Origin of the sequence: Blautia sp. MSK20_18, assembly GCF_020553125.1 — a bacterium.
GTDB classification, from domain to species: Bacteria; Bacillota; Clostridia; order Lachnospirales; family Lachnospiraceae; genus Blautia_A; species Blautia_A fusiformis.
This window is the reverse complement of the sequence record NZ_JAJCGR010000039.1, coordinates 1-26,828: the sequence shown is the minus strand read 5'-3', so window position 1 is coordinate 26,828 and position 26,828 is coordinate 1. Positions and strand designations below refer to the sequence as shown.

Annotated in this window: 20 protein-coding genes and 8 tRNA genes; 24 read left to right on the top strand and 4 right to left on the bottom strand. The window is 44.4% G+C overall.

The annotated features are described in order from the left end of the window. Positions 1-88: 88 nt before the first annotated feature. Positions 89-161: transfer RNA gene (locus LI091_RS15740), tRNA-Asn, on the top strand. A gap of 197 nt (positions 162-358) precedes the next feature. Here the strand turns inward: LI091_RS15740 and LI091_RS15735 are convergent. After that, on the bottom strand, positions 359-925 hold the full coding sequence (locus LI091_RS15735; protein ID WP_059086184.1) for a flavodoxin family protein: 567 nt from the start codon (positions 923-925) through the stop codon (positions 359-361). Between the two features lie 291 nt (positions 926-1,216). Here LI091_RS15735 and LI091_RS15730 point away from each other — a divergent pair. From LI091_RS15730 to LI091_RS15680, 11 genes are all read left to right on the top strand, one after another. Next, positions 1,217-1,288 (top strand) — tRNA-Glu (locus tag LI091_RS15730). Between the two features lie 54 nt (positions 1,289-1,342). Next, positions 1,343-1,415, top strand: a tRNA-Thr gene (locus LI091_RS15725). Positions 1,416-1,419: 4 nt separating this feature from the next. Continuing rightward, positions 1,420-1,493: transfer RNA gene (locus LI091_RS15720), tRNA-Ile, on the top strand. A 24-nt stretch (positions 1,494-1,517) separates the two neighbouring features. Further along, positions 1,518-1,591, top strand: a tRNA-Asp gene (locus tag LI091_RS15715). 9 nt (positions 1,592-1,600) lie between these two features. Next, positions 1,601-1,673, top strand: a tRNA-Val gene (locus LI091_RS15710). Between the two features lie 24 nt (positions 1,674-1,697). After that, positions 1,698-1,781, top strand: a tRNA-Leu gene (locus LI091_RS15705). A 214-nt stretch (positions 1,782-1,995) separates the two neighbouring features. After that, positions 1,996-2,748, top strand: a complete 753-nt coding sequence (locus LI091_RS15700; protein ID WP_059086183.1) for a tRNA threonylcarbamoyladenosine dehydratase — start codon at positions 1,996-1,998, stop codon at positions 2,746-2,748. 158 nt (positions 2,749-2,906) lie between these two features. Next, positions 2,907-3,950, top strand: a complete 1,044-nt coding sequence (gene hydE, locus LI091_RS15695) for a [FeFe] hydrogenase H-cluster radical SAM maturase HydE (protein ID WP_092071903.1) — start codon at positions 2,907-2,909, stop codon at positions 3,948-3,950. A gap of 146 nt (positions 3,951-4,096) precedes the next feature. Beyond that, the gene (locus LI091_RS15690) at positions 4,097-4,681 is read left to right on the top strand and encodes a TetR/AcrR family transcriptional regulator (protein WP_059086181.1); all 585 of its coding nucleotides are present in this window, start codon (positions 4,097-4,099) and stop codon (positions 4,679-4,681) included. 77 nt (positions 4,682-4,758) lie between these two features. Next, positions 4,759-5,169, top strand: coding sequence for a metal-dependent transcriptional regulator (locus LI091_RS15685; protein WP_021650250.1), 411 nt, complete (start codon positions 4,759-4,761; stop codon positions 5,167-5,169). An 88-nt stretch (positions 5,170-5,257) separates the two neighbouring features. Next, entirely contained in the window at positions 5,258-5,989 is a 732-nt protein-coding gene (locus tag LI091_RS15680) for a histidine phosphatase family protein (RefSeq protein WP_021650251.1), read from the top strand. A gap of 384 nt (positions 5,990-6,373) precedes the next feature. On the opposite strand, the gene LI091_RS15675 is transcribed toward LI091_RS15680, so the two are convergent. Beyond that, positions 6,374-8,086 carry an ABC-ATPase domain-containing protein gene (locus tag LI091_RS15675; RefSeq protein WP_173746724.1) on the bottom strand — a complete coding sequence of 571 codons (1,713 nt, stop codon included), beginning with the start codon at positions 8,084-8,086 and terminating at the stop codon, positions 6,374-6,376. Between the two features lie 261 nt (positions 8,087-8,347). Here LI091_RS15675 and LI091_RS15670 point away from each other — a divergent pair, with 261 nt between their 5' ends. The 9 genes from LI091_RS15670 (at position 8,348) to LI091_RS15630 (ending at position 17,215) form a co-directional block, all read left to right on the top strand. Then, positions 8,348-9,742 (top strand): aminopeptidase, encoded by a 1,395-nt coding sequence (locus tag LI091_RS15670; protein ID WP_110102848.1) that lies wholly within the window; start codon positions 8,348-8,350, stop codon positions 9,740-9,742. A gap of 270 nt (positions 9,743-10,012) precedes the next feature. After that, positions 10,013-10,720: an ABC transporter ATP-binding protein gene (locus LI091_RS15665; protein ID WP_021650257.1), complete on the top strand. Its 708-nt coding sequence runs from the start codon at positions 10,013-10,015 to the stop codon at positions 10,718-10,720. 2 nt (positions 10,721-10,722) lie between these two features. Then, on the top strand, positions 10,723-12,510 hold the full coding sequence (locus tag LI091_RS15660; RefSeq protein WP_265191338.1) for an efflux RND transporter periplasmic adaptor subunit: 1,788 nt from the start codon (positions 10,723-10,725) through the stop codon (positions 12,508-12,510). Beyond that, positions 12,503-13,735 (top strand): ABC transporter permease, encoded by a 1,233-nt coding sequence (locus LI091_RS15655; RefSeq protein WP_173741354.1) that lies wholly within the window; start codon positions 12,503-12,505, stop codon positions 13,733-13,735. Before LI091_RS15660 ends, LI091_RS15655 begins: the two co-directional genes overlap by 8 nt. Positions 13,736-13,893: 158 nt before the next feature. Beyond that, a tRNA-Arg gene (locus LI091_RS15650) sits at positions 13,894-13,967 on the top strand. Positions 13,968-14,195: 228 nt separating this feature from the next. Beyond that, positions 14,196-14,426 (top strand): hypothetical protein, encoded by a 231-nt coding sequence (locus tag LI091_RS15645; RefSeq protein WP_015527478.1) that lies wholly within the window; start codon positions 14,196-14,198, stop codon positions 14,424-14,426. Between the two features lie 21 nt (positions 14,427-14,447). Beyond that, complete coding sequence (locus tag LI091_RS15640; protein ID WP_173740935.1) at positions 14,448-15,050, top strand: class I SAM-dependent methyltransferase; 603 nt, start codon at positions 14,448-14,450, stop codon at positions 15,048-15,050. Between the two features lie 7 nt (positions 15,051-15,057). After that, entirely contained in the window at positions 15,058-15,867 is an 810-nt protein-coding gene (locus LI091_RS15635) for a Cof-type HAD-IIB family hydrolase (RefSeq protein WP_173740934.1), read from the top strand. A gap of 340 nt (positions 15,868-16,207) precedes the next feature. Further along, on the top strand, positions 16,208-17,215 hold the full coding sequence (locus LI091_RS15630; RefSeq protein ID WP_022427049.1) for a calcium/sodium antiporter: 1,008 nt from the start codon (positions 16,208-16,210) through the stop codon (positions 17,213-17,215). A gap of 131 nt (positions 17,216-17,346) precedes the next feature. Here the strand turns inward: LI091_RS15630 and LI091_RS15625 are convergent, their stop codons facing one another. Then, positions 17,347-17,820 (bottom strand): transporter, encoded by a 474-nt coding sequence (locus LI091_RS15625; protein WP_092071924.1) that lies wholly within the window; start codon positions 17,818-17,820, stop codon positions 17,347-17,349. A gap of 6 nt (positions 17,821-17,826) precedes the next feature. After that, entirely contained in the window at positions 17,827-18,918 is a 1,092-nt protein-coding gene (locus LI091_RS15620) for an acyltransferase family protein (protein WP_173740109.1), read from the bottom strand. Positions 18,919-19,479: 561 nt separating this feature from the next. Between LI091_RS15620 and LI091_RS15615 the strand changes: the two genes are divergently transcribed. The 3 genes from LI091_RS15615 to LI091_RS15605 all read left to right on the top strand — a co-directional run bounded on the left by LI091_RS15615 (position 19,480) and on the right by LI091_RS15605 (position 26,726). Continuing rightward, entirely contained in the window at positions 19,480-19,743 is a 264-nt protein-coding gene (locus LI091_RS15615) for a helix-turn-helix transcriptional regulator (RefSeq protein ID WP_129976099.1), read from the top strand. A gap of 159 nt (positions 19,744-19,902) precedes the next feature. Next, positions 19,903-20,118 (top strand): phage holin, encoded by a 216-nt coding sequence (locus tag LI091_RS15610; protein WP_173723443.1) that lies wholly within the window; start codon positions 19,903-19,905, stop codon positions 20,116-20,118. Beyond that, the gene (locus tag LI091_RS15605; RefSeq protein WP_265191337.1) at positions 20,118-26,726 is read left to right on the top strand and encodes a DNRLRE domain-containing protein; all 6,609 of its coding nucleotides are present in this window, start codon (positions 20,118-20,120) and stop codon (positions 26,724-26,726) included. Before LI091_RS15610 ends, LI091_RS15605 begins: the two co-directional genes overlap by 1 nt. The last annotated feature ends 102 nt before the right edge of the window (positions 26,727-26,828 follow it).

Below are 26,828 nucleotides of genomic sequence, written 5' to 3'. Positions count from 1 at the left end.
TTAAGAATTGATTCAAAGAGTTTGATTAACGATCAACAAACATGTATGTAGTTTTTAAGGTACAAACCTTAATTAAATATTTAAGTAATCCTCCTTAGCTCAGTCGGTAGAGCATGCGGCTGTTAACCGCAGTGTCGTTGGTTCGAGTCCAACAGGGGGAGTTTTTTTGTTTCCTGTAAATGTAACAGTTTATGGGATTTTTTTATGCTTGATCTGCGACAGGATAAGGATGTAAAAACGTGCAGATATAAATAAGATACATTTATATCTGCACGTTTATTTTTGTAACTACAAATAGAAATATTGACTGTTAGAGATAATCAATAAATTTATAAAGCTATGACAGAGAAATTCCGGCTTATCGAATGAAATTAGTCATGATCTTCTGCTCTGTTTCCGGAGCGTCGATACCGGCCTTTTTACCGGCTTCAATACATTTTAACAGCCATGCCATGTTATTGCCTAACGTACGCATGATCTGGAGGCCTTCAGCGTCTTTTCTGACGTCATCCGGGGTATTGCCGTGAACCATTGTCCAGTAGTTTCCGGACACGACAGGCATCTGATGATAGGTAAAGTATTTGATCAGAACATCCAGAGTAGCAGTAGTACCGGCACGTCTTGCGGAAGCAACAGCTGCGGCAGGCTTGTGGATCATATCCTTTCCGGCCTTGGAAGCGAATTTATCCATGAATTCGATGATCTGTCCGGAAGGAGAAGCCCAGTAAACCGGAGAACCAACAATAAGGGCGTCAGCCTCTTTCATAATGGCAGCTGCGGCAGCAACGTTTTCCTGAGAAGGATCCCCGGCCTGGAAGATTTCTGCCTCCACACCGTTCTTCTTTAAGGTTTCTGCGATCTCTGTAAGAGCTGTATAAGTGCAGCCTTCTTTGCGAGGACTGCCGTTGAGTAATAAAACTTTCATTATTGTCATCCTTTCATATGATTTTTTAAGTCATCATACTTTCAATTATATACAGAGAAAAAATAATGTCAATGTTTGAAAAAAACAGAAAAAATTTTTCCGGGTAGGGTTTGAGAAAGGAAATACAAACCCTTAGAAAGCCCATTTTATAAGGCTTTTCGGCCTGTTTTCCGGCTTTGTAAAAAAAATTGAAATTTTTCAAAAAAAAGCTTGCAATTATAAAAAAGGTATGGTATTATTTAACTCGTCGCTGAGGGAAATACAAAACAGCGAAACAAAAAAAAGAAATATGGCTCCATGGTCAAGCGGTTAAGACACCGCCCTTTCACGGCGGTAACAGGGGTTCAAATCCCCTTGGAGTCACTTAAAACTAAACTGGATATTCATTGACTCGATTCAACATTTGGTGTTTAATACGCCGATGTGGCTCAATTGGCAGAGCAGCTGATTTGTAATCAGCAGGTTATCGGTTCGAGTCCGATCATCGGCTTTTTGGACCTTTAGCTCAGTTGGTTAGAGCAACCGGCTCATAACCGGTCGGTCCTGGGTTCGAGTCCCCGAAGGTCCATTTTAAAAGTTTTATATTTTGTATGGCCCAGTGGCTCAGTTGGTTAGAGCGCCGCCCTGTCACGGCGGAGGTCGAGAGTTCGAGTCTCTTCTGGGTCGTTCATATTTGGGGTCTTAGCTCAGCTGGGAGAGCATCTGCCTTACAAGCAGAGGGTCATAGGTTCGAGCCCTATAGGCCCCATTTTTGAACAAATTAATTGAATATGCGGGTATGGTGGAATAGGCAGACACAAGAGACTTAAAATCTCTCGGGGGCAACTCCGTGCCGGTTCAAGTCCGGCTACCCGCAGTATCAGTAAGATTCCTTTTTAGGGATCTTTTTTTGTATCATAAAATTTATTGATGAAAACGGGAAAATATTCCTAGCTTATTGGTAGGGATATTGACAAGGCTATTTTCCCATGATAGAATCCTGACAGTTGTAAACAAATCGGACAGATATAAAAAATATATCCGTTGTCAGTATAAATATACATGGAAAGAATATAAGGAGAAGTCAGAAAATGCTGAATCAGTTTTCAAGAACAGAATTATTAATCGGAAAAGAAGGAATGGAAAAGCTGAAAAATTCCAGAGTCGCAGTATTCGGAATTGGCGGTGTTGGCGGATATACGGTGGAAGCACTGGTCAGAAGTGGCGTAGGTACCCTGGATCTCATTGATGATGATAAAGTATGCCTCACCAATATCAATCGCCAGATTTACGCAACAAGAAAGACCGTAGGGAAATATAAAGTTGACGTGGCCAGAGAACGTATTCTTGAAATTAATCCGGATGCAGTTGTAAATATCCACAAAACATTTTATGTGCCGGAGACAGCGGATTCCTTTGATTTTTCCCAGTATGATTATGTAGTCGATGCGATCGACACTGTAACCGGAAAGCTGATGCTCGTAGAGCAGGCAAAGGCTTCAGGAACACCGATCATCAGCTCTATGGGGGCCGGAAATAAGATGGATCCAACAGGTTTTATAGTGACAGATATTTATAAAACGTCCGTCTGTCCCCTTGCAAAGGTCATGCGCCGCGAACTGAAAAAAAGAGGAATCAAAAAACTGAAGGTGGTTTACTCACAGGAGAAGCCAATGACTCCAATTGATGATATGGCGATCAGCTGCAAGTCTCATTGCATCTGTCCTCCGGGAACAGAAAGAAAATGTACTCAGAGACGTCAGGTACCGGGAAGTAATGCCTTTGTGCCTTCCGTAGTGGGACTGATCATTGCCGGTGAGGTTGTAAAGGATCTTATTAAATAAAAATTGGATCATTCTGTGTTACTGAGAACGGAATGAACAGTAATCATTCTGTAAGAACAGATATTGCATGTATACTTATATTGTGCAATATCTGTTTTTTTGTGATAAAATATTTTTTACAGATAGTTTTGTAAATAAAAGAGAAGGACAGATAAAGTATGGGGATCGTTGAAAAATTTATAAAAGAAGGACAGCTGACAAAGGAAGAATATCCGGAACTTCTGCATTTATACCAGGATCCGGATGCGGTTCGTCTGCTTCGGGAAGAGGCTGTCCGTATACAGAAAAAATATTTTGGAAATAAAATATATACAAGAGGTCTGATAGAATTTACCAATTATTGCAGAAATGACTGCTATTACTGCGGGATCCGCCGTTCTAATAGGAATGCCAGCCGTTACCGCCTTACAAAGGAAGAAATCCTGCAGTGCTGCGAGAATGGCTATGAGCTGGGATTTCGGACATTTGTGCTCCAGGGAGGGGAAGACCCATGGTTTAATGATGACCGGATGGTTGACATTATCCGGTCCATCAAACAGGGATATCCGGACTGTGCGATCACGCTGTCCATTGGGGAGAAATCAAAAGAAAGCTATCAGAGATTTAAAGATGCTGGAGCAGACCGCTATTTACTCCGTCATGAGACGGCCAGTGAGGAACATTATCGTTATCTTCATCCGGAGAGTTTAAGTCTTGCAAACCGTAAACAGTGTCTTTATACCCTGAAGGAACTGGGATATCAGATAGGTGCCGGATTTATGGTAGGTGCGCCGGGACAGACGCTGGAGTATCTGGCGGAAGACCTTGTTTTTCTTAAAGACCTGAATCCGCATATGGTGGGGATCGGACCATTTGTCCCGCACCATGATACGAAATTTGCAGAGGAACCGGCAGGAAGTGTGGATCTGACACTGTTTCTGCTGTCTGTCATCCGGATCCTGCTTCCACAGGTACTTCTTCCGGCAACCACAGCACTGGGGACCCTGGACCCCAGAGGCAGGGAAAAGGGTTTTCAGGCGGGTGCAAATGTAGTAATGCCCAATCTTTCTCCGGTGAAGAACCGTAAACAGTATGAGCTTTATGATAACAAGATCTGTACAGGCGAGGAAGCAGCAGAGTGCAGAGGGTGCCTTACCAGACGTGTGGAGTCTGTAGGCTATGAAATCGTTACAGACCGTGGAGATTCCCCGATGACAGATTGACACGGGGTACAAAATACTTTCTTTTTTCAGCGATTTAAGGTAAAATATCAGTAAGATCAGATTGCTAAAAAATTAACAGCTGGTCAGAAATAAGCGGAATTTTCCTGCAAAGCGGAATGCAGGAAAAATGATGGAGTGCGTAAAATATGGAAAAATCAGAAAATGCTGTGCGGAGCAGACTTCTGGAAGCGGGGAAGGAAGAATTCAGAGACAGGGGATTTCTGAAGGCTTCTCTTCGTGCGATCTGCAAAAAAGCAGAGGTGACTACGGGAGCGCTATATTTCTTTTTTGAAAGTAAAGCAGCTCTTTTTGAAGAAATCGTGGAAGAGACGGTAGAGGATCTGAAGCGGATCATGGGAGACTTTACGGATCAGGAAAAACAACTGCATCCGGAAGAATATGACAGGATACTTATGGAATTTATCTGGGAAAACAGGGACATCGCAAAAATCCTCATAGATGGAGCTGAAGGTACCAGATATGTGAATTTCCGTGAGGATGCCTGTACGAAAATGGAGCAGATCCTTAATGAACGTTTTCAAAAGGAATGTGGACAAGAAGTTGATCACGAGCTGGTACATATCCTGGTACAGATGAAATTTCAGGGATATTGTGAACTGCTCCGGGGAAACTGCTCCAGGGAAAAACTCCTGGAAATTTCCAGAATTCTGCAGATATGTTCCAGCCAGTGCCTTCTGGCAATTGAGGCAGAACTAAACAGAAAGCATTAAAAACCATTGCTCATTCTCCTAAAGTATGTTATGATTAACTTGGTTAGTTTTAACAAACCGAGGGAGGTGTAAATAACGTGAGATCAAATGAATCATCTGAAGATTATTTGGAAACAATCCTGATCCTTGGAAACAGGAGCTCTCTTGTAAGAGCTGTGGATATCGCGGCAGAGATGGGCTTTAAGAAACCGAGTGTCAGTGTTGCCATGAAGAATCTTCGCCAGAAAAATCTCATCACAGTAGCCGACAACGGAGATATCCGTCTGACAGAGGACGGACATAAGATTGCCGATAAGGTATATGAACGTCATCAGCTGATCTCTTCCTGGCTGATGATACTGGGAGTCCAGGAAAAAACAGCGATTCATGATGCCTGCAGGATCGAGCACATAATCAGTGAGGAGAGCTTTCAGGCATTGAAAAAGGCAGTTTATGAGCTGAGGGAGCAGCAGGCTGTGCTCCATGGAGAAACCGCGGATCAGGTTTGATCCCTGCAGCAGAAGCTATCAGGAATTGACAACTGAAAAAATAAGAATATAATGGAAATCCAGGTTATGAAATGGAGGATACCAAAAGATGAAATTACTTTTTATACGACATGGAGACCCGGATTACACAATAGATTCCCTGACCGAAAAGGGCTGGAAGGAAGCGGAATTTCTTTCTGAAAAGATCGCAGCTCTTGATGTCAGGGATTTTTATGTTTCTCCGCTTGGAAGAGCAAAGGATACCGCATCCTGCACACTGAAGAAAAACGGAAGAACAGCTACAGAATGCAAGTGGCTGAGAGAATTCGACGTAAAGATCAGAAGACCGGATCTTCATGGGGAAAAGATCATTCCCTGGGACTGGCTTCCCCAGGACTGGACGAAGATCGAAAATTTCTACAGCTTTGACCGCTGGTGGGATAATGACATCCTGCGAGAGGGAAAAATGAAAGAAGAGTATGACTGGGTCACACAGAATTTTGATAAAGTTCTGGCAGAGCATGGCTATGTGCGGGAAGGACATTATTACAGAGCAGAAAAAGCCAATGAAGATACGCTTGTGTTTTTCTGCCATTTCGGTGTAAGCTGTGTACTCATCAGCTATCTTCTCAGTATCTCTCCGCTGGTGATGCTGCAGAATTTCTGTGCGGCGCCGTCATCGGTGAGCACCATTGTTACAGAGGAGAGGCGAAAAGGGATCGCGTCCTTCCGTATGAGCTCTTTTGGAGACATTTCTCATTTGTATGCGCATCAGGAGCCGCCGGCTTTTGCTGCCAGATTCTGTGAGACATATGATAACAAAGAGCAGAGACACGACTAAAAAGCGAAAGAAACGGCTGTAATATTTCGGTTTTTTCCGGAAGACCATGGTAAATAATGATCAGCAGGATTATTTTGGAAAATGATTAGACTTCGTTAATAAATTTTATAAATTTATTAGAAATTGTACAAATTTCTCTCACATTTATCCTGTATGATATAAACATCTTAAGAGAACAGAAGCTCTTAAGAAAAACTCTTTCCTTTCCCTAAAATATGTATGAAGATAAACCACCGTTCCATTGGCAAGACAGAGCCGACAGGACGGTGGTTTTGCATTGCAGAAAAAAACTGCCGAATGACAGAGGAGATAAAGATTTCCAATGTGTATCGGCAGCGTTTTTTTGTTGTCTGAGATTTATTGGATATACAGCTTCAGGCACAGCTACGGCCTGCGATAGCGGTTAAAGCAGGAATATATTTCCTGGATCCTGGGCATGGCATAACCGCATGGAATATAAGAGCCTTCCGAGAAGAAGGACAATCCCTGCCTTTTCAGCTGAGTATCCAGATAAGTGATGATCTCCGGCAGAGTACGTTTTCCGTCAATGAGATGTTCGCAGGCATATTTCAGAAGCAACGCCAAGGATGCAGTTTGCTCGGAGTCGATCAGCTGCTCCACATAGCGGAGATCCACTTCGGTTTTTCCAAGAGAAAAGCCATCTTTGCCGTGAACCTTGGTTTTCAGTCTTTCCGGCTGTCCGGGACGGCTGTGGCGGGATGGAGTCACTTTGGCCTTGGTCATGATGCGATGGCTTCCCGGAAGGCGGAATGCAGGGGCCTCAATGTCTGAGAGAGGATATTCCTGACAGAGCTTTTTGGTGACTGCTGTGATGTCCACCGGATGATAATTATCCATCTGGATCACAGTATCCGCAATATGGAAAAAAGCTCCGGAGCTTCCGGCAACCAGGATAGTGGAGATCCCTGCCTTTTCATAGAGATCCCGGGCACGTTCCAGAAATGGAGTGATGGGCTCCTTTTCCCGGCAGATCACCCGCTGCATGAAGGAATCACGGACCATAAAGTTGGTGGCAGAGGTATCCTCGTCAAGGAGAAAGACTTTACTTCCGGCCTCCATACTTTCCACGATACCGGCAGCCTGTGAAGTGCTGCCGCTGGCATCCTCTGTAGAAAAGCAGAGGGTGTCTTTTTTATTTGGAAGATCGTTGATAAAAAGAGAAATGTCCACATCTTTGATAAAACGGCCGTCCTCAGAGCGAAGCTTCTGAGCAGAAGGATCGGTAATGACATACTCCCGGCCATCACCGGAAATGTGATCGTAAATTCCCAGCTCCAGTGCGTTAAGTAAGGTGGATTTGCCATGGTAACCGCCACCTACGATCAAGGTGATGCCGCAGGGAATGCCCATGCCTGTGATGGTTCCTCTGTGGGGCAGATCCATGGAAACCCTCAGGCTTTCCGGAGAAACAAAAGGAACAGAATTTTTCATCGGGCGTGAAGAGATGCCGCTTTCCCTGGGGAGGATAGCGCCGTCACTGACAAAGGCAGCCAGAGAACGTTTTTTCAGCTCCTGACGGATAAATGCCTGATCTTCGGCAAGGCAGATGGCTTTTCTCAGCGCTTCCGGGTCAAGATTCCGGTAAAAAAATGCCTTGTGAATACAGACCGGAAGAAAATCGAAGAGGATTTTTTCCAGTTCGGGAGAGTTGATGGTTCTGCCATTGGCCGGGAAACCGATGAAAAAACGGGCAGTGATGCCTTTTTCCGTTATTTCACAGGCGGTACGTGCAAGAACCTCCTGACCACAGTGGCTTACTGAGATCAGGCCGCTTTTTCCGGAGCCTTTTGCACGGAAGGTATAACGGTTTACCTGCTGTTCAAACTGGCGGTTCAGAAAGTCTCCCAGTGTGATGCGGGTCAAGGAATCCTTATAATATTCTGCCGGAAATCCGGTGTCTCGGTGGGAAAGCTTCACACTGATGTGAGAGGGAGAGGCAAAAGGATCCCCCTGCACGTGGTCAATGGACAAAATATAACGGTCAAACTGGTATGCACCCCGCAGAGACTTGTATGCAGGATAGCTTTTGCGGTTGATGCTGTGAAGAAGCTCTTTTAGCTGAGCAGATGCTTGCATGTTGTTTCCTCCTTTGCCCTGTTGGAGCATACAGGTAAAGTCTACGGTGAAACAGAAAGCTTTCCGTGTGTGAGATACCTGAAAATTTTGGATACAGGGCCAATTCTTAAGAACTACTATAACGAATCATAAAGATTTTGTAAAGAATGGGAATTGCGGTGGAAATTCGTAAATGTTTGACCTATAATAGTAGACAGATTGCAGATAATATGATGAGAAACGGCAGCTGCCGGAAGCTATAAAGAAAGGTGGACCACTAAAATGGAAAGAAGAAATGCGTGGCTTTCTTATAAGGAAGCAGAAGAGACAGAAATGGAGAAGCTTGCGAAGGCTTACAGAGAATTTTTGGATAAAGGAAAAACAGAACGGGAATGTGTTGCAGAAATCGTGAAGGAAGCAGAGGCTGCCGGATATGAATCTCTTGAGTCGAAGCTCGAAAAAGGCGAGAAGATCAAGGCCGGTGACAAGGTTTATGCGGTAGGGATGAAGAAGATCGTTGCTCTGTTTCATGTAGGAACCGAAGAGCTTTCCGGAGGTATGAGCATTCTCTGTGCACATATCGATTCTCCGCGACTGGATGTCAAGCAGAATCCTCTGTATGAGGATACGGATCTGGCTTATCTGGATACCCATTATTATGGTGGCGTAAAGAAATACCAGTGGGTGACACTGCCTCTTGCCATGCATGGTGTTGTTGCAAAGAAGGACGGAAGCATTGTGGAGATCAGCATTGGTGAGGATGTGGAAGATCCGGTACTTTACATCACAGATCTTCTGATCCATCTTTCCGGAAAACAGCTCCAGAAAAAGGCAGCAGAGGTTATTGAGGGTGAGATGCTGGATATCCTGATCGGCAGCAGACCTCTTGCAGAGCTTCCGGATGATTCCAAAAAGGATGCGGTAAAACAGAATGTGCTGAAGATTTTAAATGAGAAGTATGGTATTGAGGAAGAGGACTTTCTTTCAGCAGAGCTGGAGATCGTTCCGGCAGGAAAGGCAAGAGACTGTGGACTTGACCGCAGCATGATCGCAGCATATGGACAGGATGACCGTGTATGCGCTTACACATCCCTTGCGGCAATGCTGGAGATGGAGGAGACACCGAAGCGTACCGGCTGCTGTCTCCTTGTAGATAAGGAAGAGATCGGAAGCGTTGGTGCCACAGGCATGCAGTCCAGATTTTTTGAGAACAGCGTGGCAGAGCTTCTGGACGGAATGGGCTGCTATTCCGAGCTTGCATTAAGAAGAGCTCTCCGTAATTCCAGCATGCTTTCTTCCGATGTAAGTGCCGGCTATGATCCGGCCTATGGTGAGGCTTTTGAGAAAAAGAATGCAGCATATCTTGGACGCGGTATCGTTCTTAACAAGTTCACCGGTGCAAGAGGAAAATCCGGTTCCAACGATGCCAATGCAGAGTACGTTGCAAGAGTTCGCAGGATTTTTGATGATCACAATGTTGCTTTCCAGACAGCAGAGCTTGGAAAGGTTGATTTTGGCGGAGGCGGAACCATCGCTTATATTGCGGCACTTTACGGAATGGAGGTTATCGACAGTGGCGTGGCAGTGCTGAGTATGCATGCTCCGTGGGAGGTTACCAGCAAGGCGGATGTATATGAGGCATACAAGGCATATAAGGCATTTTTACTTGATGCATAAACAGATGTATAAATGTGTGTCAGTTCTGAAGACATTCAGGTGATCTTTTCGTTACAGATCAATGAGCGGGGTTTTCCCGGAAATGACAGAGCAGTCTGCCTGCTGCTGTTTTGGCTTGGAGCGTTCCGACGAGAAACAGCAGTATCCCCTGCAGACTTCGCTCTGTATTTTTAACCTGATCAGGGAAGCTCTCTGTTTCAATGGCGAAAAGCAATAAGCAGAGGAGGGGCTTGCCTGGGACTGATTTACTTTACAAGGAGTAATTTTATTATGGAAGATGCATTGGTACGGGTAGTAGATCTGTGCAAGGTTTACAATCCCGGAGAAAATGAGGTGCGGGCGCTGGATCATGTGAACCTGGAGATCCATAAGGGGGAATTTGTGGCTATTATCGGACAGTCCGGTTCCGGAAAATCCACCTTTATGAACATGCTGGGCTGTCTGGATGTCCCCACCTCCGGGAAATATTATCTGAATGGAACAGATGTATCCACAATGAAGGATAATGATCTCTCGGTGGTACGAAATAAGGAGATTGGTTTTATCTTTCAGGGCTTTAATCTGATCGCAAATCTTACGGCGCTGGAAAACGTGGAACTTCCTCTGATCTATCGTGGGATCGACCGGAAAACAAGAAGAAAGCTTGCTGTGGAATCTCTTAAAAAAGTCGGACTTGAGAAACGTATGGATCATAAGCCAAACGAAATGTCAGGGGGACAGCAGCAGCGTGTGGCTATTGCCAGAGCTATCGCAGCCAGGCCGCCGGTGATCCTGGCAGATGAACCAACGGGAAATCTGGACTCTGCATCCAGCAGGGAAATTATGGAAATCCTGAAGGGAATGCACAGATCAGGAGAAACCTTGATCCTGATCACTCATGATAATGGGATCGCGGCTCAGGCCAGACGTGTGGTCCGGATCATGGATGGAAAAATTGAATCAGATACGATCAATGAGGAATTTGTCGAGGAGGCTTAAGAATGAAAAAAGGGAAAAAGATTGTGATCGGTGTGGCAGCAGTGGCTGTTGTGGCAGGCGGTATTTATGCGGCATCAGGTGCAGGCCGCGGGGGATCACAGATTCCGCAGGTTGCTGTTACCAAAGCGGAGACAAGAGATGTGGAGGAGATCGTAGATGCAACCGGAACCGTTGTCAGTGATGAGCAGAAGACCTTTTATTCTCCTGTGAACGCACAGATCAAAAGCGTATCCTTCGCAGAAGGCGATACGGTTTCAAAGGGAACGAAGCTGATAGAGTTTGAAGTGAAGGATCTGGAGAGGGATAATCAGAAAGCAGAGCTGAATGTACAGTCCGGACAGTATGATTATAAAAATTCCATCAATAAATCCAATGAGGCCCAGAAGAAGCAGGACAGTGCAAAAGCAAAGGTTTCCAGTCTGGAACAGCAGGTAAGGGAGCAGCAGAATTATCTGGCTTCCCTGAGATCACAGCTGGCGTCTGTACAGGCTCAGGCTGCGGCAGATGCGCAGGCACAGGCCCAGGCGGAGACCCAGGCAAAGGCAGAGGCCCAGGCTGCCAGGGATGCAGAGACTCAGAGAGCGTATTCAGAAGCGCTGACTACATATCAGAATGAGACACTTCCGCAGTACCAGCAGGAGCTGGGACAGCTGAATTCCGATTATGTAACGGCACAGAATGCTTATAATCAGGCAGATACCAGTTATAAGATGGCTTTTGCACAGTGGCAGGCAGACCAGAGCGATGAGAATGCCCAGGCGCTGGATGAAGCGGAAGCAGCAAGAAGTCAGGCAGAGATCGCCTGCCAGGAAGCAAAGGAAGCTTATGAGGATAAGAAGGCCAGCCAGCCAAAAATGCCGGAGTATTCCGATTACAGCAGTAGTGCAGCCGGTGATTTTGTTACCGATGGAGCTTCAGAGGAAACACCGGGGCTGACAGATCATGCATCTGCGGATGCTTCTTCTGCAGGAAGTACAGTGGATACTTCTGCCATTGAGAATGCGATCGAACAGGCAACCTCTGATCTGGCGGATCTGCAGTCGGACCTTGCTTCCCAGAAATCCATTGCAGAGGCGGATTCTGCCAGCCTTACAGAAGAAGAGAAAGAAAAAATGCGTGTCAGCAACAATCTTACTGAGCTGGATGCAAAATCTGCGAAAGAGCTGGTAGAAGAAGGAAAGAAAGGCATTTCGGCGGATTTTAACGGCGTCATTTCCAAATCAGCAGTCCAGCAGGGCGCAGCGGCAACACAGGGAATGGAGCTTTTTACCCTGCAGAATACAGATAAGGTCAGCGTTGATATCAATGTGTCCAAGTATGACTACGATAAGGTAAAGGAAGGCCAGAATGCGGACATTACCATCGGCGACAGGAAATATACCGGCAAGGTGACTAAGATCAGTCACATTGCGACAACCAACGAAAAAGGCTCCACACTGATCTCTGCCACAGTGGGCATCGACAAGCCAGACAAGGATATTTTTCTGGGAGTAGATGCGAAGGTAAAGATCTATGCAGAAAAGGCAGAGGATGTGGTAACGCTTCCGGCAGGCGTGGTAAATATCGGCAAGGATGGTTCCTTCTGTTATGTGCTGAAGGATGGTGTGATCACGAAGCAGGATATCACAACAGGAATCAGTTCCGAGGACTCTGTTGAGATCACAGATGGCATTAAAGCCGGAGATGAGGTCATCGAGGATCTGGGCTCCCTGGAAGAGGGAATGAAGGCAGAGGCAGCAGCGGCAGACAGTGACAGTGCAGCAGAGACAGGGGAGACTGCCGATGAGTAATATTTATGAATATATCAAAATGGCGATCCATAATATCATGGCTAATAAGGGAAGATCCTTTCTCACCATGTTAGGGATCATTATCGGTATTGCATCAGTGATCGCCATTGTGTCCATCGGTGAGGGTACAAAGAATCAGATGAACAGTGAGATCAATGATATCGGCGGCGGTCAGATCGCTGTTTACTGCAGTGATGATGCCATAGCAGACCAGGTCTGGATCGAACCGGAGGATATTGATGCAGTCCGGGAGCTGGATGGCGTGGAAGGTGTTAATGTTTCAGATTCCTATACAGGCGAGACCGTAACCGGAAAGGGCGATTTTAATCTTACAGTGACCGGGGAGGCCCAGGATGCCAAGCTGGTGGATAATGCTTCTGTGAAGTACGGAAGCTATTTCGGACAGAAGGAGGTCGAAGAGGGAAAAAACGTCTGCGTGATCTCCGATGCCGATGCGAAGCGGCTTTTCGGAACGGATGATGTAGTGGGAATGACACTGGACATTACCTGCTATGATCTGACCAAGACATTCCGCATCTGCGGAGTCACCACACAGAAAGAGAACGGAACCTTTGTCAGCTATACTTACGATGGAATGCCGGTGACCATAAATGTGCCTTATACGGCCATGGACGACTTTACCGGAAGCAGCGGAGAATTTTATCAGATCATAGTTCAGGCGGATAAGAGTCTGGATTCCCAGGCGGTCGCAGACAAGATCATAAATCTTCTTGAGAGACGTCACCAGTGTGCCGGAGATGAATATTTCCAGGTACAGAGCTTCCAGGATGTTATGAAATCCATGAATCAGATGCTTGGTATGGTGACTGCGTTTATCTCTTTTGTTGCGGGCATTTCCCTTCTGGTAGGTGGTATCGGTGTTATGAACATCATGCTGGTATCCGTCACAGAGCGTACCAGGGAGATCGGTATCCGGAAATCCCTTGGAGCGAAAACCTCGTCTATTATGTTACAGTTTCTTGCGGAGGCGGCGATCCTGACGATCATAGGCGGGCTGATCGGTATTGTGCTGGGGATTGCAGGCGGCTATGTGATCTGTGCGGTGATCAGCAGCAGTATGGGAATGACCATCACACCTGGGATCAGTGCGGGAACTATCCTGGCGGCTACGCTGTTCTCCTGTGCAGTAGGTGTGTTCTTCGGAATCTATCCGGCGAAAAAGGCAGCGAAACTGAGCCCGATCGAGGCACTTAGACGGAATTAAAAAACTGTTGCTTTTGCATCAAAAATAGCAATAAAAAATATTTTTAAAAAAAATCAAAAAAAGTTTCAAAAAACCCTTGACATTTTATAGGTCTTAGAGTATCATACATATTGTTGCAGCGGTGATACGAAATATCACAAAGGAAAAGCAACAAAGATGTGCGTTTAGCTCAGCTGGATAGAGCGTTTGGCTACGGACCAAAAGGTCGGGGGTTCGAATCCTCTAACGCACGTATGAAGCCTCTGGAATTGTTCCGGAGGCTTTTATTTTGTGTTTCGGAAACAGGCGAAAAATTGTATTGACACTGGTAGTGGGCCAGAGTAGAATAAAAAAACAGAAAAGAAAAATTCTTGTAAAGCTGTTTGTTTGATACAAGCAGCTTTTTTCAAAAGAAAAAGTGAACAATAACAAAAATACAGAATACCTGAAACACAGGTGAACCTATCAGGAGGAAAAAACAATGCCAGGATATCTGATCAAAGATACAACAAAAGAGGAACGTAAACAGATCGTGGAGGAATCTCTTGGAAATATTTCCGCGAACTGTGATGGCTGTATGGCGAGACTTGCGGATATGTATCAGGATTATATTGACGGAAAGAAAGAGATCCGTGAGATCAATATGGAGTTCAATGCCAGGTATGTCCATGGAGATATGGATAAAGAGGAAAAACGAAGCTGCCCGATGTAGCGAACGGAGATTAACAGAAGCATGGATCAAAATGAAGTAAAATATGATAAGCTGCTGAAGATCAAAACCACCGGTCGTGACGATTCCAGATCGGATCAGTACTGTTATCCATACGAGCCAACGCCGTACGGGGTGCTGGAACGGCTGGCTTATTGTGGATATCTGGGGAAAAAGAATCATCTGATCGACTATGGATGTGGAAAAGGCAGAGTGGATTTTTTTCTGGCGTGGCAGGTCAGATGCCGGACTACAGGCGTGGAGTACGATGAACGTATGACAAAAGCCGCAGAAGAAAACAGGCAGCGGGCTGTTTCCGGGACAAAAACATCATTTATACTGGAGAATGCAGCTCTTTTTCAGGTACCGGAATCCGCAGACAGATTTTATTTTTTCAATCCCTTTTCTGTGGAAATACTGAGAAGCGTCATCGGACACATCCGGGAATCTTGGTATGAAAAAACAAGAGAAATGCTACTGTTTTTCTATTATCCATCTGACGAATATATTTCATATCTGATGACCGTAGAGGAACTGGAATTCCTGGACGAGATCGACTGCCAGGATCTTTTCGACGGGAAAAATCAGAGAGAGAGGATATTGGTATTTCAGATGGGAGAGGAGTAAAAACAAAATGATAAAACTGATCGCAACAGACGTAGACGGAACTCTTGTAAAAGACGGGACCATGACTATCAATCCGGAATATATGACAGTGATCCGGAAGCTGACTGAGCTGGGAATCACCTTTGTGGTGTGTTCCGGGCGGCAGTATGACAGTGAGAGGAAGCTGTTTGAGCCGGTGAAGGATCTGGTGTATTTTGTGTCAGATGGCGGTACGGTGATCCGGAAGAATGGTAAGATCCTGAAGGTACATACACTTCCGGATGAGGTTTGGAAACGCATGCATCATATGGTGAAAGAAAAAATGCCGGAATGTGACTGCTTTATTGCCACACCGGAGTGCTGCTATGCGGAGAATGAGAATGGAAGGATGTTCCGGTGGCTGCGGGATTCCTATGGTTATGATATGAGAAAAGTGGATGATCTTTCTTCTCTTCAGGGAAAACAGGTGCTGAAATTCTCTGTCTATCACCCGGAACGGTGCGAGGAGCTTTGTGCCCCGTATTTTACACCGGCATGGAGGGATAAGGTAACGCTGGCGGCTGCCGGAAAAGAATGGATGGACAGTACACCGCCGGAGGGCGAAAAAAGTACAGCTGTCGAATTTATCCAGCAACAGTTAGGAATTTCTCCGGAGGAAACCTGTACATTCGGAGATAACCTCAACGATATTGCCATGCTTCAGAAAGCGGGAAGGAGCTATGCGGTAGCTAACGCCAGAGCGGAAGTGCAGGCAGCAGCCAGGGAAGTATGTCCGTCATACAGTGAAGATGGAGTTTTACAGATCCTGAAGGGGATTGTTTCTGAAAGCGGAAAATAATAAAGATACATAAAATATGTGCTTTCGATAAAGAAAAGTCACCGGCCAGGGGTTGACTTTTAAAAACAATTCTGTTAAATTGAAAAAAATTGAAAATTTTAATTCCATGAGGGAGTAGTTCGCACGTAAGTGTGATTTGTCAACAGACCCGGTTTTTTCTGAAAAACCTGGCAAATCTTAAAGAATGAGACTCATGTATGCTTTGTTATATCTTATTGCAGCAGGGCATACATGGGTCTTTTTTATGTAACAAAAGAATGTCGGAAAGAATTTTTTCAGCAGGGCGGGCGACAATGAATCTCCGGGTTATGGGAAATAAAAAAAGAAAGTGAGAAGAAAAATGGAAAATCTGGTAAACAGTTCACCGCTGATCCTTGTGTTAGTTTTTCTTGTGATCGGCTTTGTGTTCCTGATGAAGGGTGCGGATTTCTTTGTAGAAGGAAGCTCCAGTATCGCAAAAAGGCTGAAGGTGCCGCCGATCATCATCGGCCTTACTATTGTGGCAATGGGAACATCATTGCCGGAAACTGCAGTCAGCGTTACAGCGTCACTGGTCAATAACAATGAGCTTGCGGTCAGCAATGTGGTAGGTTCCAATATTTTTAATCTGATGGTAGTTGTTGGAGTCTGTTCCATCCTGACGCCGATCCTGGTACAGAAGGAAACCATCCGGAGGGATATTCCGTTTTCCATGATCTGTGCGCTCCTTCTTCTGGGGCTTGGGATCCTGGCAGCAGGAGATACGATCGGAATGAGACTTGGTCATCTGGATGGAATGATCCTGCTGGGATTTTTTGCAGGCTATATTGTGGTAATGATCCAAAGTGCCATGAAGGCCAGGGCAGCAGGAAAAAATGTGGACATGGAAGGAATGGAAGAGCTGGAAGAAGAAATCGGCATCCTTTCCTGGCCGAAGAGCATCCTCTTTATTGTGGGAGGTGCACTTGCCATTGCCTTTGGCGGAGATCTTACGGTGGATGCTGCCAGCCGCATTGCCATTGATCTTGGAATGAGCCAGACACTGGTGGGACTGACCATTGTTTCCATCGGAACTTCCCTTCCGGAGCTGGTGACTTCCGTGGTTGCAGCCAGAAAGAACGAAGTGGATATGGCTGTGGGAAATGCGGTAGGCTCCAATATTTTTAATATCCTGATGGTTCTCGGAGTTGCATCTGCCATCAATCCGGTGGCACTGATCCGGGAAAATATTATTGATATTGTCATACTTATCGTGTTCTCGCTGATCGTGTGGATCTATGCGGCCACAAAGCAGAGGATTAGCCGGAAAGAGGGAATTTCCATGGTATGTATGTACCTGATCTATGCAGGGTATATTATCTGGAGATAGCTGCTGTGGGCATGCAGCTGGTCCGACGTGGATAATAGTATCGTATAGGGTTTATACCAATGCAAAATTTATAAGAAAAGCTCCAACAGTATCAATATCGGGATACAGTTGGAGCTTTTCTGCAATTATGCTCATTTGCACTCAGAAGAGAAAGCTTTTTTTGAGGATTCTTCTGAAGCGTTCTTTTGATGCGGGGTCATATCATCGCTGTCCGTCATCAGATATTTCCGGACGGCAAAAAGAATGGCGATACCGATGATCCCGATCAGTGTCTGTACAGGATCGAGATGTTCCACGACCATCTGCCTTGCTGTTGCAAAAAGCAGGACTTCGACAACAGTCTGGGCGGAATGGCGGCAGAGCATTTTTACAAACTCCACACCGACTACAAGAGACAGTGCCTGTGACAGGAAACTGGTAAAAAAGCTGGTGTCCATATCCATGATGGAGGTACCGGCAGTTGTAAGGATCAGACGCAGTCCGGACAGTGCGATCACGATAATGATCACGATGGATAATGCGATCTCTGTGTAACGGGCTGTGTTGTATATCAGTTCATTAAAATGCTTGCGGATATTGTGGTTAACTGCGGTTCTGTCTTTCATGGGAAGTTATCCTTTCTTTTTCGCAGAAGCGGGATGATCGATAAAGCGGGTTGCAAAATAGCCGAATACGCAGGTGATGACAACCATACATGGCAAAAACAGCCAGAAGCGTTGCTGGCTCATGGTGTTGAACCATGGAGCATTGGCCTGCAGGATCATAATGATGGGCATATGCCACAGATAGATCCCGTACTGGTTCCGGGCTACGAAGTACAGCGGACGCAGAAACCTGAAATCCATTTCCGGCAGGAGGGAGAAGCCCACAAGCAGTATACTGAGCAGGACCGCCAGGATGGAATGGGCGGGATAACCGGAGGGAGCAGTGCCATAAAGCCCGTGACTGTGATAATAAAAGATCCATACCAGGATCAGTGCGGTGCTTGCAATAGAAACTGGAAGTCCAAGCTTCAGCCGGTAATCCTGCATACGATTTCCGGTCTGCTTCCAGAAAGCGGCAGCAGCCATTCCCAGCACAAAATTATCCAGCGCAGAGAATACCTGACGCTCGTATACAAAATATACAGAGTTATCCGAAATCCCGGAATTGTGGAGATAAAGGACGACTGCGAACCGGCAGATAACAGTGAAAACAATGGACACAACAGAAGCTACGAGCCAGTTTTTCCGGACTGCTTTATAAAGGAACGGGGCGATCAGATAAAACTGAAAGATCACGCCCATCGTCCACAGCGCACCATTGATGGAACCATGAGTCACCGGGGAAAAGTTCTCCGTGAACGTATAGTACGCAAGGATGTGACGAAGTCCCTCATTGCTGAACATCTGCGTGGACATAAAGATCAGAAGGACCGTGATACATACATAATACTGGGGCATAATGCGGATGCAGCGCTTTTTCATAAAAGCCCGCCAGCCGGGGAGACAGCCTCGCGCCTCCGAAGAAGAAAGGGAAAGATAGATCCCATATCCGCTTAACAGGAAAAACAGTGTAACTCCTACTTCACCTCCAAGAGTCAGAAGTGTGTGGATGGCTGTATGCGACTGCCATGGCTGCCCGGACAGAACGTAGCAGTGATACAGCATAATGTAGAGGATCGCCCCCGCACGGAGCAGATCGATATTTTTGATACGCTTCATAAATAAATCCTTTCCTGAAAAAAATAAGTCTGCCCCATGACTGAAACGGGCAGACAGAGATAGGTTTAGTATAGCATGAACGTGGGAGATTGGAAAGCTGTCGGAGGGAAAATTTACTATTGCAAAAGCGAACATAAGTTTGTATAATGGAAAATATAAGAAGCGAACATATATTCGTAAAAGAGGAGCGTGAGAAGTGGTGGACATCGAAGAAAGAACACCCGACAGAAAAGCAATACGAGTACATTGCCCGAGTTGCTCCAACAGCAGATTGTTCGATCTGACAGGTGACTGTTCCGGAATCCTCCGGATCAAATGTCCCAGATGCAGAAAAGAGGTGGAGATACAGCTGGCACATTGCAATGAACAGCAATACAGAAGGCAGATCTTTTATTACAGAACACATAAGAGATAAGAAAACCACATAAAAACTGAGTGAGAAGCCGGCCGGCAACCGTAGATTGCGTAAGAGCCAGACTCAAAGCCAGGAAATACTTCCCTGATTTTAATATCAGGGGTGTTTTCCTGGCTTTTTTCTTTATAAATAAGGGGGAAAAGAAAATGAAGAATGAAGAGCAGAAATTATATCAGATCGGAGAATATGTCCGTATATGTCGGAAAAAAGGCGGGTACAGTCAGGAAGAACTGGCGGAAGGCGTAGATGTATCCAAGATGACGATCTCCAGAATCGAAAATGGAGAAAATGCCATGAGTATCCTGCTGTTTTTTCAGATCGTCAGTTTTCTGGATATTTCGGAAGAAGAAGTTATCAGACTGTTCAGAAACTGTGATAAAGAGTGCAGGGAAGCACAGGGATGGAGATAAAAATATTCGATTCTACATATATGTTACGAAAAATAACATATATGTAATTTAAAAACAAACAGATGTTCGATATTATATAAAGCGTGAAACATATGTTTTTGACTACAGAGCGTAAAGTGAAGGCCAGCTTTACCGGAGATGAAAGAAGGTGGCAAACGAATGAAGATCAAACGAAAGATCAGATTTCCAAGAGATGTACTGATCCGGATGACAGTGCTTATGATCGCACTGACGAATCAAATCCTGGAACTGACAGGCAGAAATCCACTCCCATTTTCAGAAGAAGAGTGGTATCAGATCCTGAGCGGAATGGTAACAGTTATGACTGCTTTATGGATCTGGCTCAAAAATGAAAAGAAAGAAGGAAAGAAATAATGGAAGATAAGAAAAGACGGGAAATAAAAGAAGAAAGAACCGCAGCATCCAAACTGTTTGAGAATGAGGATCATTCTTTTACGAAAGAAATCTATCTGGATGATGTTCATTATCAGGACGAAGAGGGAATCTGGCAGGAAATGGATGATACCCTGACAGAGGAAATGGATGAAGACACAGAAGCAGATCAGGAAGAAAATATGGCAGAAGAATACGCAGCCAGCGAGAGGGCAGAGAAGGATTTTGCCAACAGAAAAGGCAAATGGAAAGTCGTATTTCGTAAGCATTCCAGAAAGCAGGGGACGGTATCTGTTACCAAAGATGCATATAAGATTAGCTGGGCACTGGAAAACGCAGAAAAAGTAAAGGCGGAAGAAACCGGAACGAATGCAGTTCTTTATCCGGATATCCTTCCGGGAACAGACAGCCGTTTCTGTGTAAGAGGAAAGAGCATAAAAGAAGATATCATCCTGAAAACACCGGAAGCAATCGGTTCTTTTACATGGCTCTATCATACCAAAAAACTTCATCCGGTAGCAGGAAATTCCTGCGTAAGATTTGTAAATGATGCAGAGGAAGAGATTTTTGCTGTTGCGGCGCCGTTTATGACAGATTCCGCAGGAAAAAGATCAGAAAATATCGGAATCGAACTTCTGGATGAAGGAAAAAAAGACCGTTGTGCGATCCGGATCACACCGGATGAAGAATGGCTGAAAGATCCGGAAAGAGTTTATCCGGTTATTGTCGATCCGATTACGACAACATCAAAAGACGTGAAGGAAATTATTGATGCATGTGTAGATTCACAGGATGCAGCGGGTACTGATCGTGAAGGGATGTATTTAAAAACCAGAGGTGGTGATATTATTCAGAGAAGTTATCTGAAATTTAAACTGCCGATGATCAAAACCGGAGATATGGTAATCAATGCACGCATGCTGATGGTGTCTCTTGCAAAAGATGGAAAAGAAAGAACTGTTCAGGTTCATCGTGTACTGCAGGATTGGGATTCTGCCAATCTTACGTGGATGAACAAGCCTATGTATTCGGAAACAGTTGAAGATATATGTAAGTTTACCGGAGATGAACAGAAATATATCAGCCTTGATATTACACGGCTTGTGAAGGAATGGTATCAAAATGGACGTAACTATGGTGTATTACTTAGGGACAGTTATGAACTTTCGGGATATACAGCGTATCTTTCATCAGATTGCGACAGTGATTATACGAATATGCGTCCGAGAATCGACATTTCCTACGTAAACTACTCCGGTCTTGAGGACTACTGGACATATCATAGCCAGGAAGCAGGACGTGCAGGCACCGTGTACGTGAATGACTACAACGGAAATGTGATCATGCAGCATAATACAATGGAAACAGGCGGCTCACTGATGCCGATGGGGCTGACACAGGTATACAACAGCAATGATAAAGACACCGATATCGGTTACGGATATGGAGTCCGTCTGAATTATCATCAGACGATCCGGAAAATCACTATTGCAGGAACGGAGTATTATAAACATACAGATGGAGATGGTACAGTCCACTATTTTGTATATGACAGTACAAAAAAGAAATGGAAAGAGGAAACCGGCTTGGATCTGGAACTGATACTGAAAACCGGAGATTCCGATATTGCCTATGTGATCAAAGATAAAGAAGAAAACTGCCTGAACTTCATGACAGCAGGATATTTACGCTCTATTTCAGACCGACATGGAAATACACTTAGCCTGAAATATACCAACCTGCGTATTGCATCCATCGCAGACGGTGCAGGCCGTGTGACAACACTAACTTATGATACGGACAGTGCAGGAAAAGCAAATCATCTGATAAAGGTAACAGGACCAGATCAGAAAAGCAAGACGTTTGCATATACCAACGGATGTCTTACATCGATCACAGATATTGATAATTCCAAGACCACATATACCTATACAACAACCCGTCTGCTCCAGAAGATCCGTAATGTTGATGAAAGTGAAGTGCATTACGACTATTACAGCCAGAATCCTTACAGAGTAAAAAAGATAACTGAGTACGGAAGAGGAAGTAAAGAAGGAAACAGCCTGCGGCTTACCTATGGATACAACAGCACAAAATTTACAGATCGAAAAAACAGAAGTGAAATCTTCCGATTTGACAATTCAGGAAACCTTCTGCATGTGCATGATGGATTTGGCCATGCGGCAAGTGCAAGATACAGCAAGGATAAAAATTACACCAACCGTCTGCAGAATGAAACAAAACTTCAGTCAAATATCATCCAGCTGCTGAAGGATCCGATCATTCAGGCAAAGACACTTGGCTGGAAATCCTATGTATCCGATGAAAAAAATATCAAAGCATCGGTCAATACCGACAGTCAGAATGTAAAAACAGGGACAAGATCCCTTCAGCTTACCAGCGAGGTAAGTAATCAGTTCTGCAGCTGGTATCAGGAAGTTTCGCTGAGAAAAGGTGCGACCTATACATTCTCCATGTATATGAAAGCTGTCATAAGTGAGATTGGGGAAAATGGAAGATGTTTTGCACGAGTTGAATATCATGATAAAGATGGAAAAAATGTCTATGCGGTAAGTGAAGGAATCCGAAAGAGTACCGGTGGGTTTATACGTCAGAAGGCAACATTCAAGGTACCGGAAGATGCGGCCGATACAAAAGTAAGAGTATTTTTATACATGTATCGGGTAAAAGGAACAGTTTATGGAGACATGGCACAGCTGGAGTGCGGAACAACTGCAAACCGCTGCAATCTGATAGATAATGGAGATTTTTACTTTGGGAGTACGCAGGGCTTTACCGGCTCGGGAACCACGCTTGCAGATGAACTGACAACAGTGGGAACCAGCGTATATATTCCTGTCAGATATGCAATGATGGTGATCACAGATTTTGCGGATGTTTATACAACACCAAAGGTGTCTGCAGAAACAAAGATCACAAGTATCTTCAAGAATGAATGTGTGGTGGCAATGGCATTTCTGAAAGATGCCAGTGGAAATCTCTGGTACTATGTGAAAACAAGGAACGGGCAGAAAGGATATGTCAGATCAGAGTCTCTGTGTATTTATATGCCGGGAGGAAGCGCCAGCAATTCCGCATGTACTGCAGTTGAGAATGCCATTCTCCGCTCCGCCCCATCTGCATCAGCAATACCGGTACAGGAAGGGATTGAAAAAAATACCTGTTTGGCATTACGCTCATCTGTAAAAGATTCCAGTGGAAACAAGTGGTATGAAGCAGGACTGGATATTGACGGAAAAAGATATTATGGCTATATTTCCGCAGATTCTGTAGTAAGACTGGCAACAAACACGCCGTATGGTTACACATATGCACCGGTGAACTGCTATACGACTCCATCTACAGTCAGTGGGCTGGTAACACTTCCCAAAGATAAAAGAATCCGTATACGGGGAACAGTTACAAAGAATAACGGAGAAGTATGGTATGCGTTTATGCCTGAAAATACAGAAGAAAAAAAGTTTGCTTATATCCTAAATACAGCTCTTACGATATCCAAAGCTCCGGTAACAGACCGTGAAGCAACGGCCAAAGTAAATGAAAGGGTGCCGGGACTTGACAATCATATTTTCAAATTTGTTGGAGATTATGAAAGTGAAAAACGTCTGGTCAAAAAACTGGATCTCACAGGAAAAAAAGGCGATACCTACATGGTGAATGCCTGGGGATTCGGAACAACACTTCCGGAATCTTCTGTGGATAAAGGTCGCAGGTTTGGTGTGGAAGTTGTATTTATATCTGCAGATGGAAAGACAAAAGATACACACTACAGTAATTTCAGTCCGGATATTCTGGACTGGCAGTTCCTGAGTGATGTGTACGTGGCAAAAAATGATTATGCAAGTATTCAGGTAGCGTATACATACTGCCATAATGCCAATCATGCGTTTGTAGATGGCATTGCGTTATTCCGGGAGGAGTTCGGACAGACATATACTTATGATGCAGAAAATAATCTCATTTCTGTTACAGATGCTCAGAAGAATCGGCAGAAATTTGAGTACAATGCGACTGGTGATGTAACCGGGATCACAGACCCGAAAGGAAATAATTTTAAGTATGAGTATGATGCAAAACGTCGTCTGCGAACCGCAACTTCTGCCGAAAGAGTCAGATACCGTCTGAAATATGACACAAAAGGAAACATTGTGGAAAGTGGCTGTATTGCTGCGTCAGATACCACAGAGACAAAGGGCACCTGGGTGGCCCGTAAATTCACAGAGAAGAAAAATCATGTAGCAGGCGTTACGGATACAGAGGGAAATACCGTATCCTATGAGTGGGATGAAACTACAGATCTGCTGAAATCACTTATAGATGGAAGAGGAAATAAGATTTCCTACAGATACGATGCCGCACAGCGTCTCAGTGCAGTAAGCCAGAAAGTAACAATTGGAAATGTACAGAAAACAGTGACCAATGCGTATACCTACAAAAATGACAGACTTGCGTCCATCAGCCATAATGGATTTGCCTACGGATTTACCTATGATGCATTTGGAAATATGCTGCGAGCTTCTATTGATAAAAAAGAAACGGATGCAGAATATTCTCATGAACTTGTCAGATATGAATATGAAGAGAAAAACGGAAATCTTGCAAAGACCATTTACAGCAATGGAGATTATATCCGCTACGAGTATGACAGTATGGATCGTATCCAGATGAGCTATTATCACAGTGCCAGTGCGTCTGCAGAAAAAAGAATGAATCATTATGTGTATGACCGAAGCGGAAATCTTGCAAAAGTACAGGCATACCTGGCTGGAAAAACCTATGATCTGGAATATGATTTCCTGGACAGGCTGATGCGTGTTACAGATGAATCCGGACAGAGATACCAGTATTTCTATGATGCAAATAATAACATGACAGAGCTTCGCGTATATTCTGATGAATATGGAACAAAAACAAATTACAGCTATGATAAAGACAGCAGAGAAACAAAAACAAAGATCATGAGCGGAAAAGAGAGAACCGTTACTTATGATTCCTGTGGAAGAGTTGCAAAAACAGAGTGGAATACCACAAATCCTTTAACTCTGACATATGGATATTATTCTCCGGATAAACAGGTCGGTACACTTCCAAGAAAAATAACGGTAGGTTCCAGAACCCTGAGTTATACTTATGATGCAAACGGAAATATCACGGCGATCACAGATACCAAAGGTTCCAGTACAGTAAAAGAATCCTATATATACGATGAGCTGAACCGTCTGATCCGGGAAAACAGCCAGACGCAGAAGAAGACATTCACCTATGAGTATGATCTGGGTGGAAATCTTGTAAAAGTATGTGAGTATCCATATACAACAGGAACGCTTCCAACAAAACCATCTGCAACAGAAACCGGAACCTTCGGACAGGTATGGCGGGATAAACTGATGAAGTGGAATGGTGTAGTCATGCAGTATGATTCAATTGGAAATATGACCAAAAAAGGAAATACTACATTTACCTGGACACAGGGAAGAAAGCTGGAGTCTGTCAATAACGGGAAAAAGATCCGATACTATTATGACCATGCCGGAAATCGAGTAAAGAAAACCGTTGACAATGTAACAACCGAATACTGCATGGCAGGAGATCTTCTGGTAACAGAAAAAGGTGAGGGACGCCGAATCTGGTATTACTATGATTCCGCAGCAAATCCTGTTTCAATGCGAGTGTCAGGAAAAGACTATTTTTACGTAAGAAATCTCCAGAATGATGTCATTGCACTGATTGACGACACCGGAGAGACTGTAGTAGAATACAAGTATAACAGCTGGGGAAAAATCCTGAGCATCACCGGCAGCAAAGCCGGCACCATCGGAAAAACAAACCCGTTCCGCTACAGAGGCTATTACTACGACGAAGAAACCGGAATGTACTATCTGAAGAACCGGTATTATGATCCGGAGATCCGGAGATTTATCAGTGCGGATTCGTATATTTCCGGATTTAACAGCACAATGTGCAATGTATTCTGTTATTGTGGAAATAATCCGGTATCTAATAGCGACCCAGAGGGAACTTTCTTTAAAAAGATAGTGCATTTTTTAAAATCTAAATGGAAAAAAACGAAGAAAGCGGTTGCTAAGGTATATAATTTTGTAAGGGAACATGTTGCAACATTTGTTGGAACAGAAAGTTATCAGACCAGTAAAGTAGATGAAGTTTTAGTAGATGGAGTGGTTAAAGTTACTCAGACCATATCGACGCGTAATACTTCTCACAACTCAGAAATGGTAACGGTATATGCAAATCATGTTAATGGTAAGAGTTTTGAATGGGGTTATTCTATGGATGTAGGTGTTGTACACTCAGGCACTTCTATTAATCAGGGGACATTAACCCAAAGTTTAAGTATAGGAAAAAAGAAAACTATAGGAGGTAGTGTGGGTCTTAACAATAAAGGGTCTCTTATAGTGGCAACAGATTATACAGTTACATCCGATAAAAGTGAAACAACAACTGAAATATCAGTAGAAATTTCATGGATGGTTCTGGCAGCGGCATTAGGGTGCTTACTTATACCTGAATTAATGGTGGCAATGCCTGCCTTTGTAAAATTTATGGCTTAATAATTAGCAAAAAGGCTACTATTCAATTGGATTATAGTAGCCTTTTGAGAAAGGAATCATATGGCGAATCTGATATTGAGCATTTTCGAAAGAGTTATAACA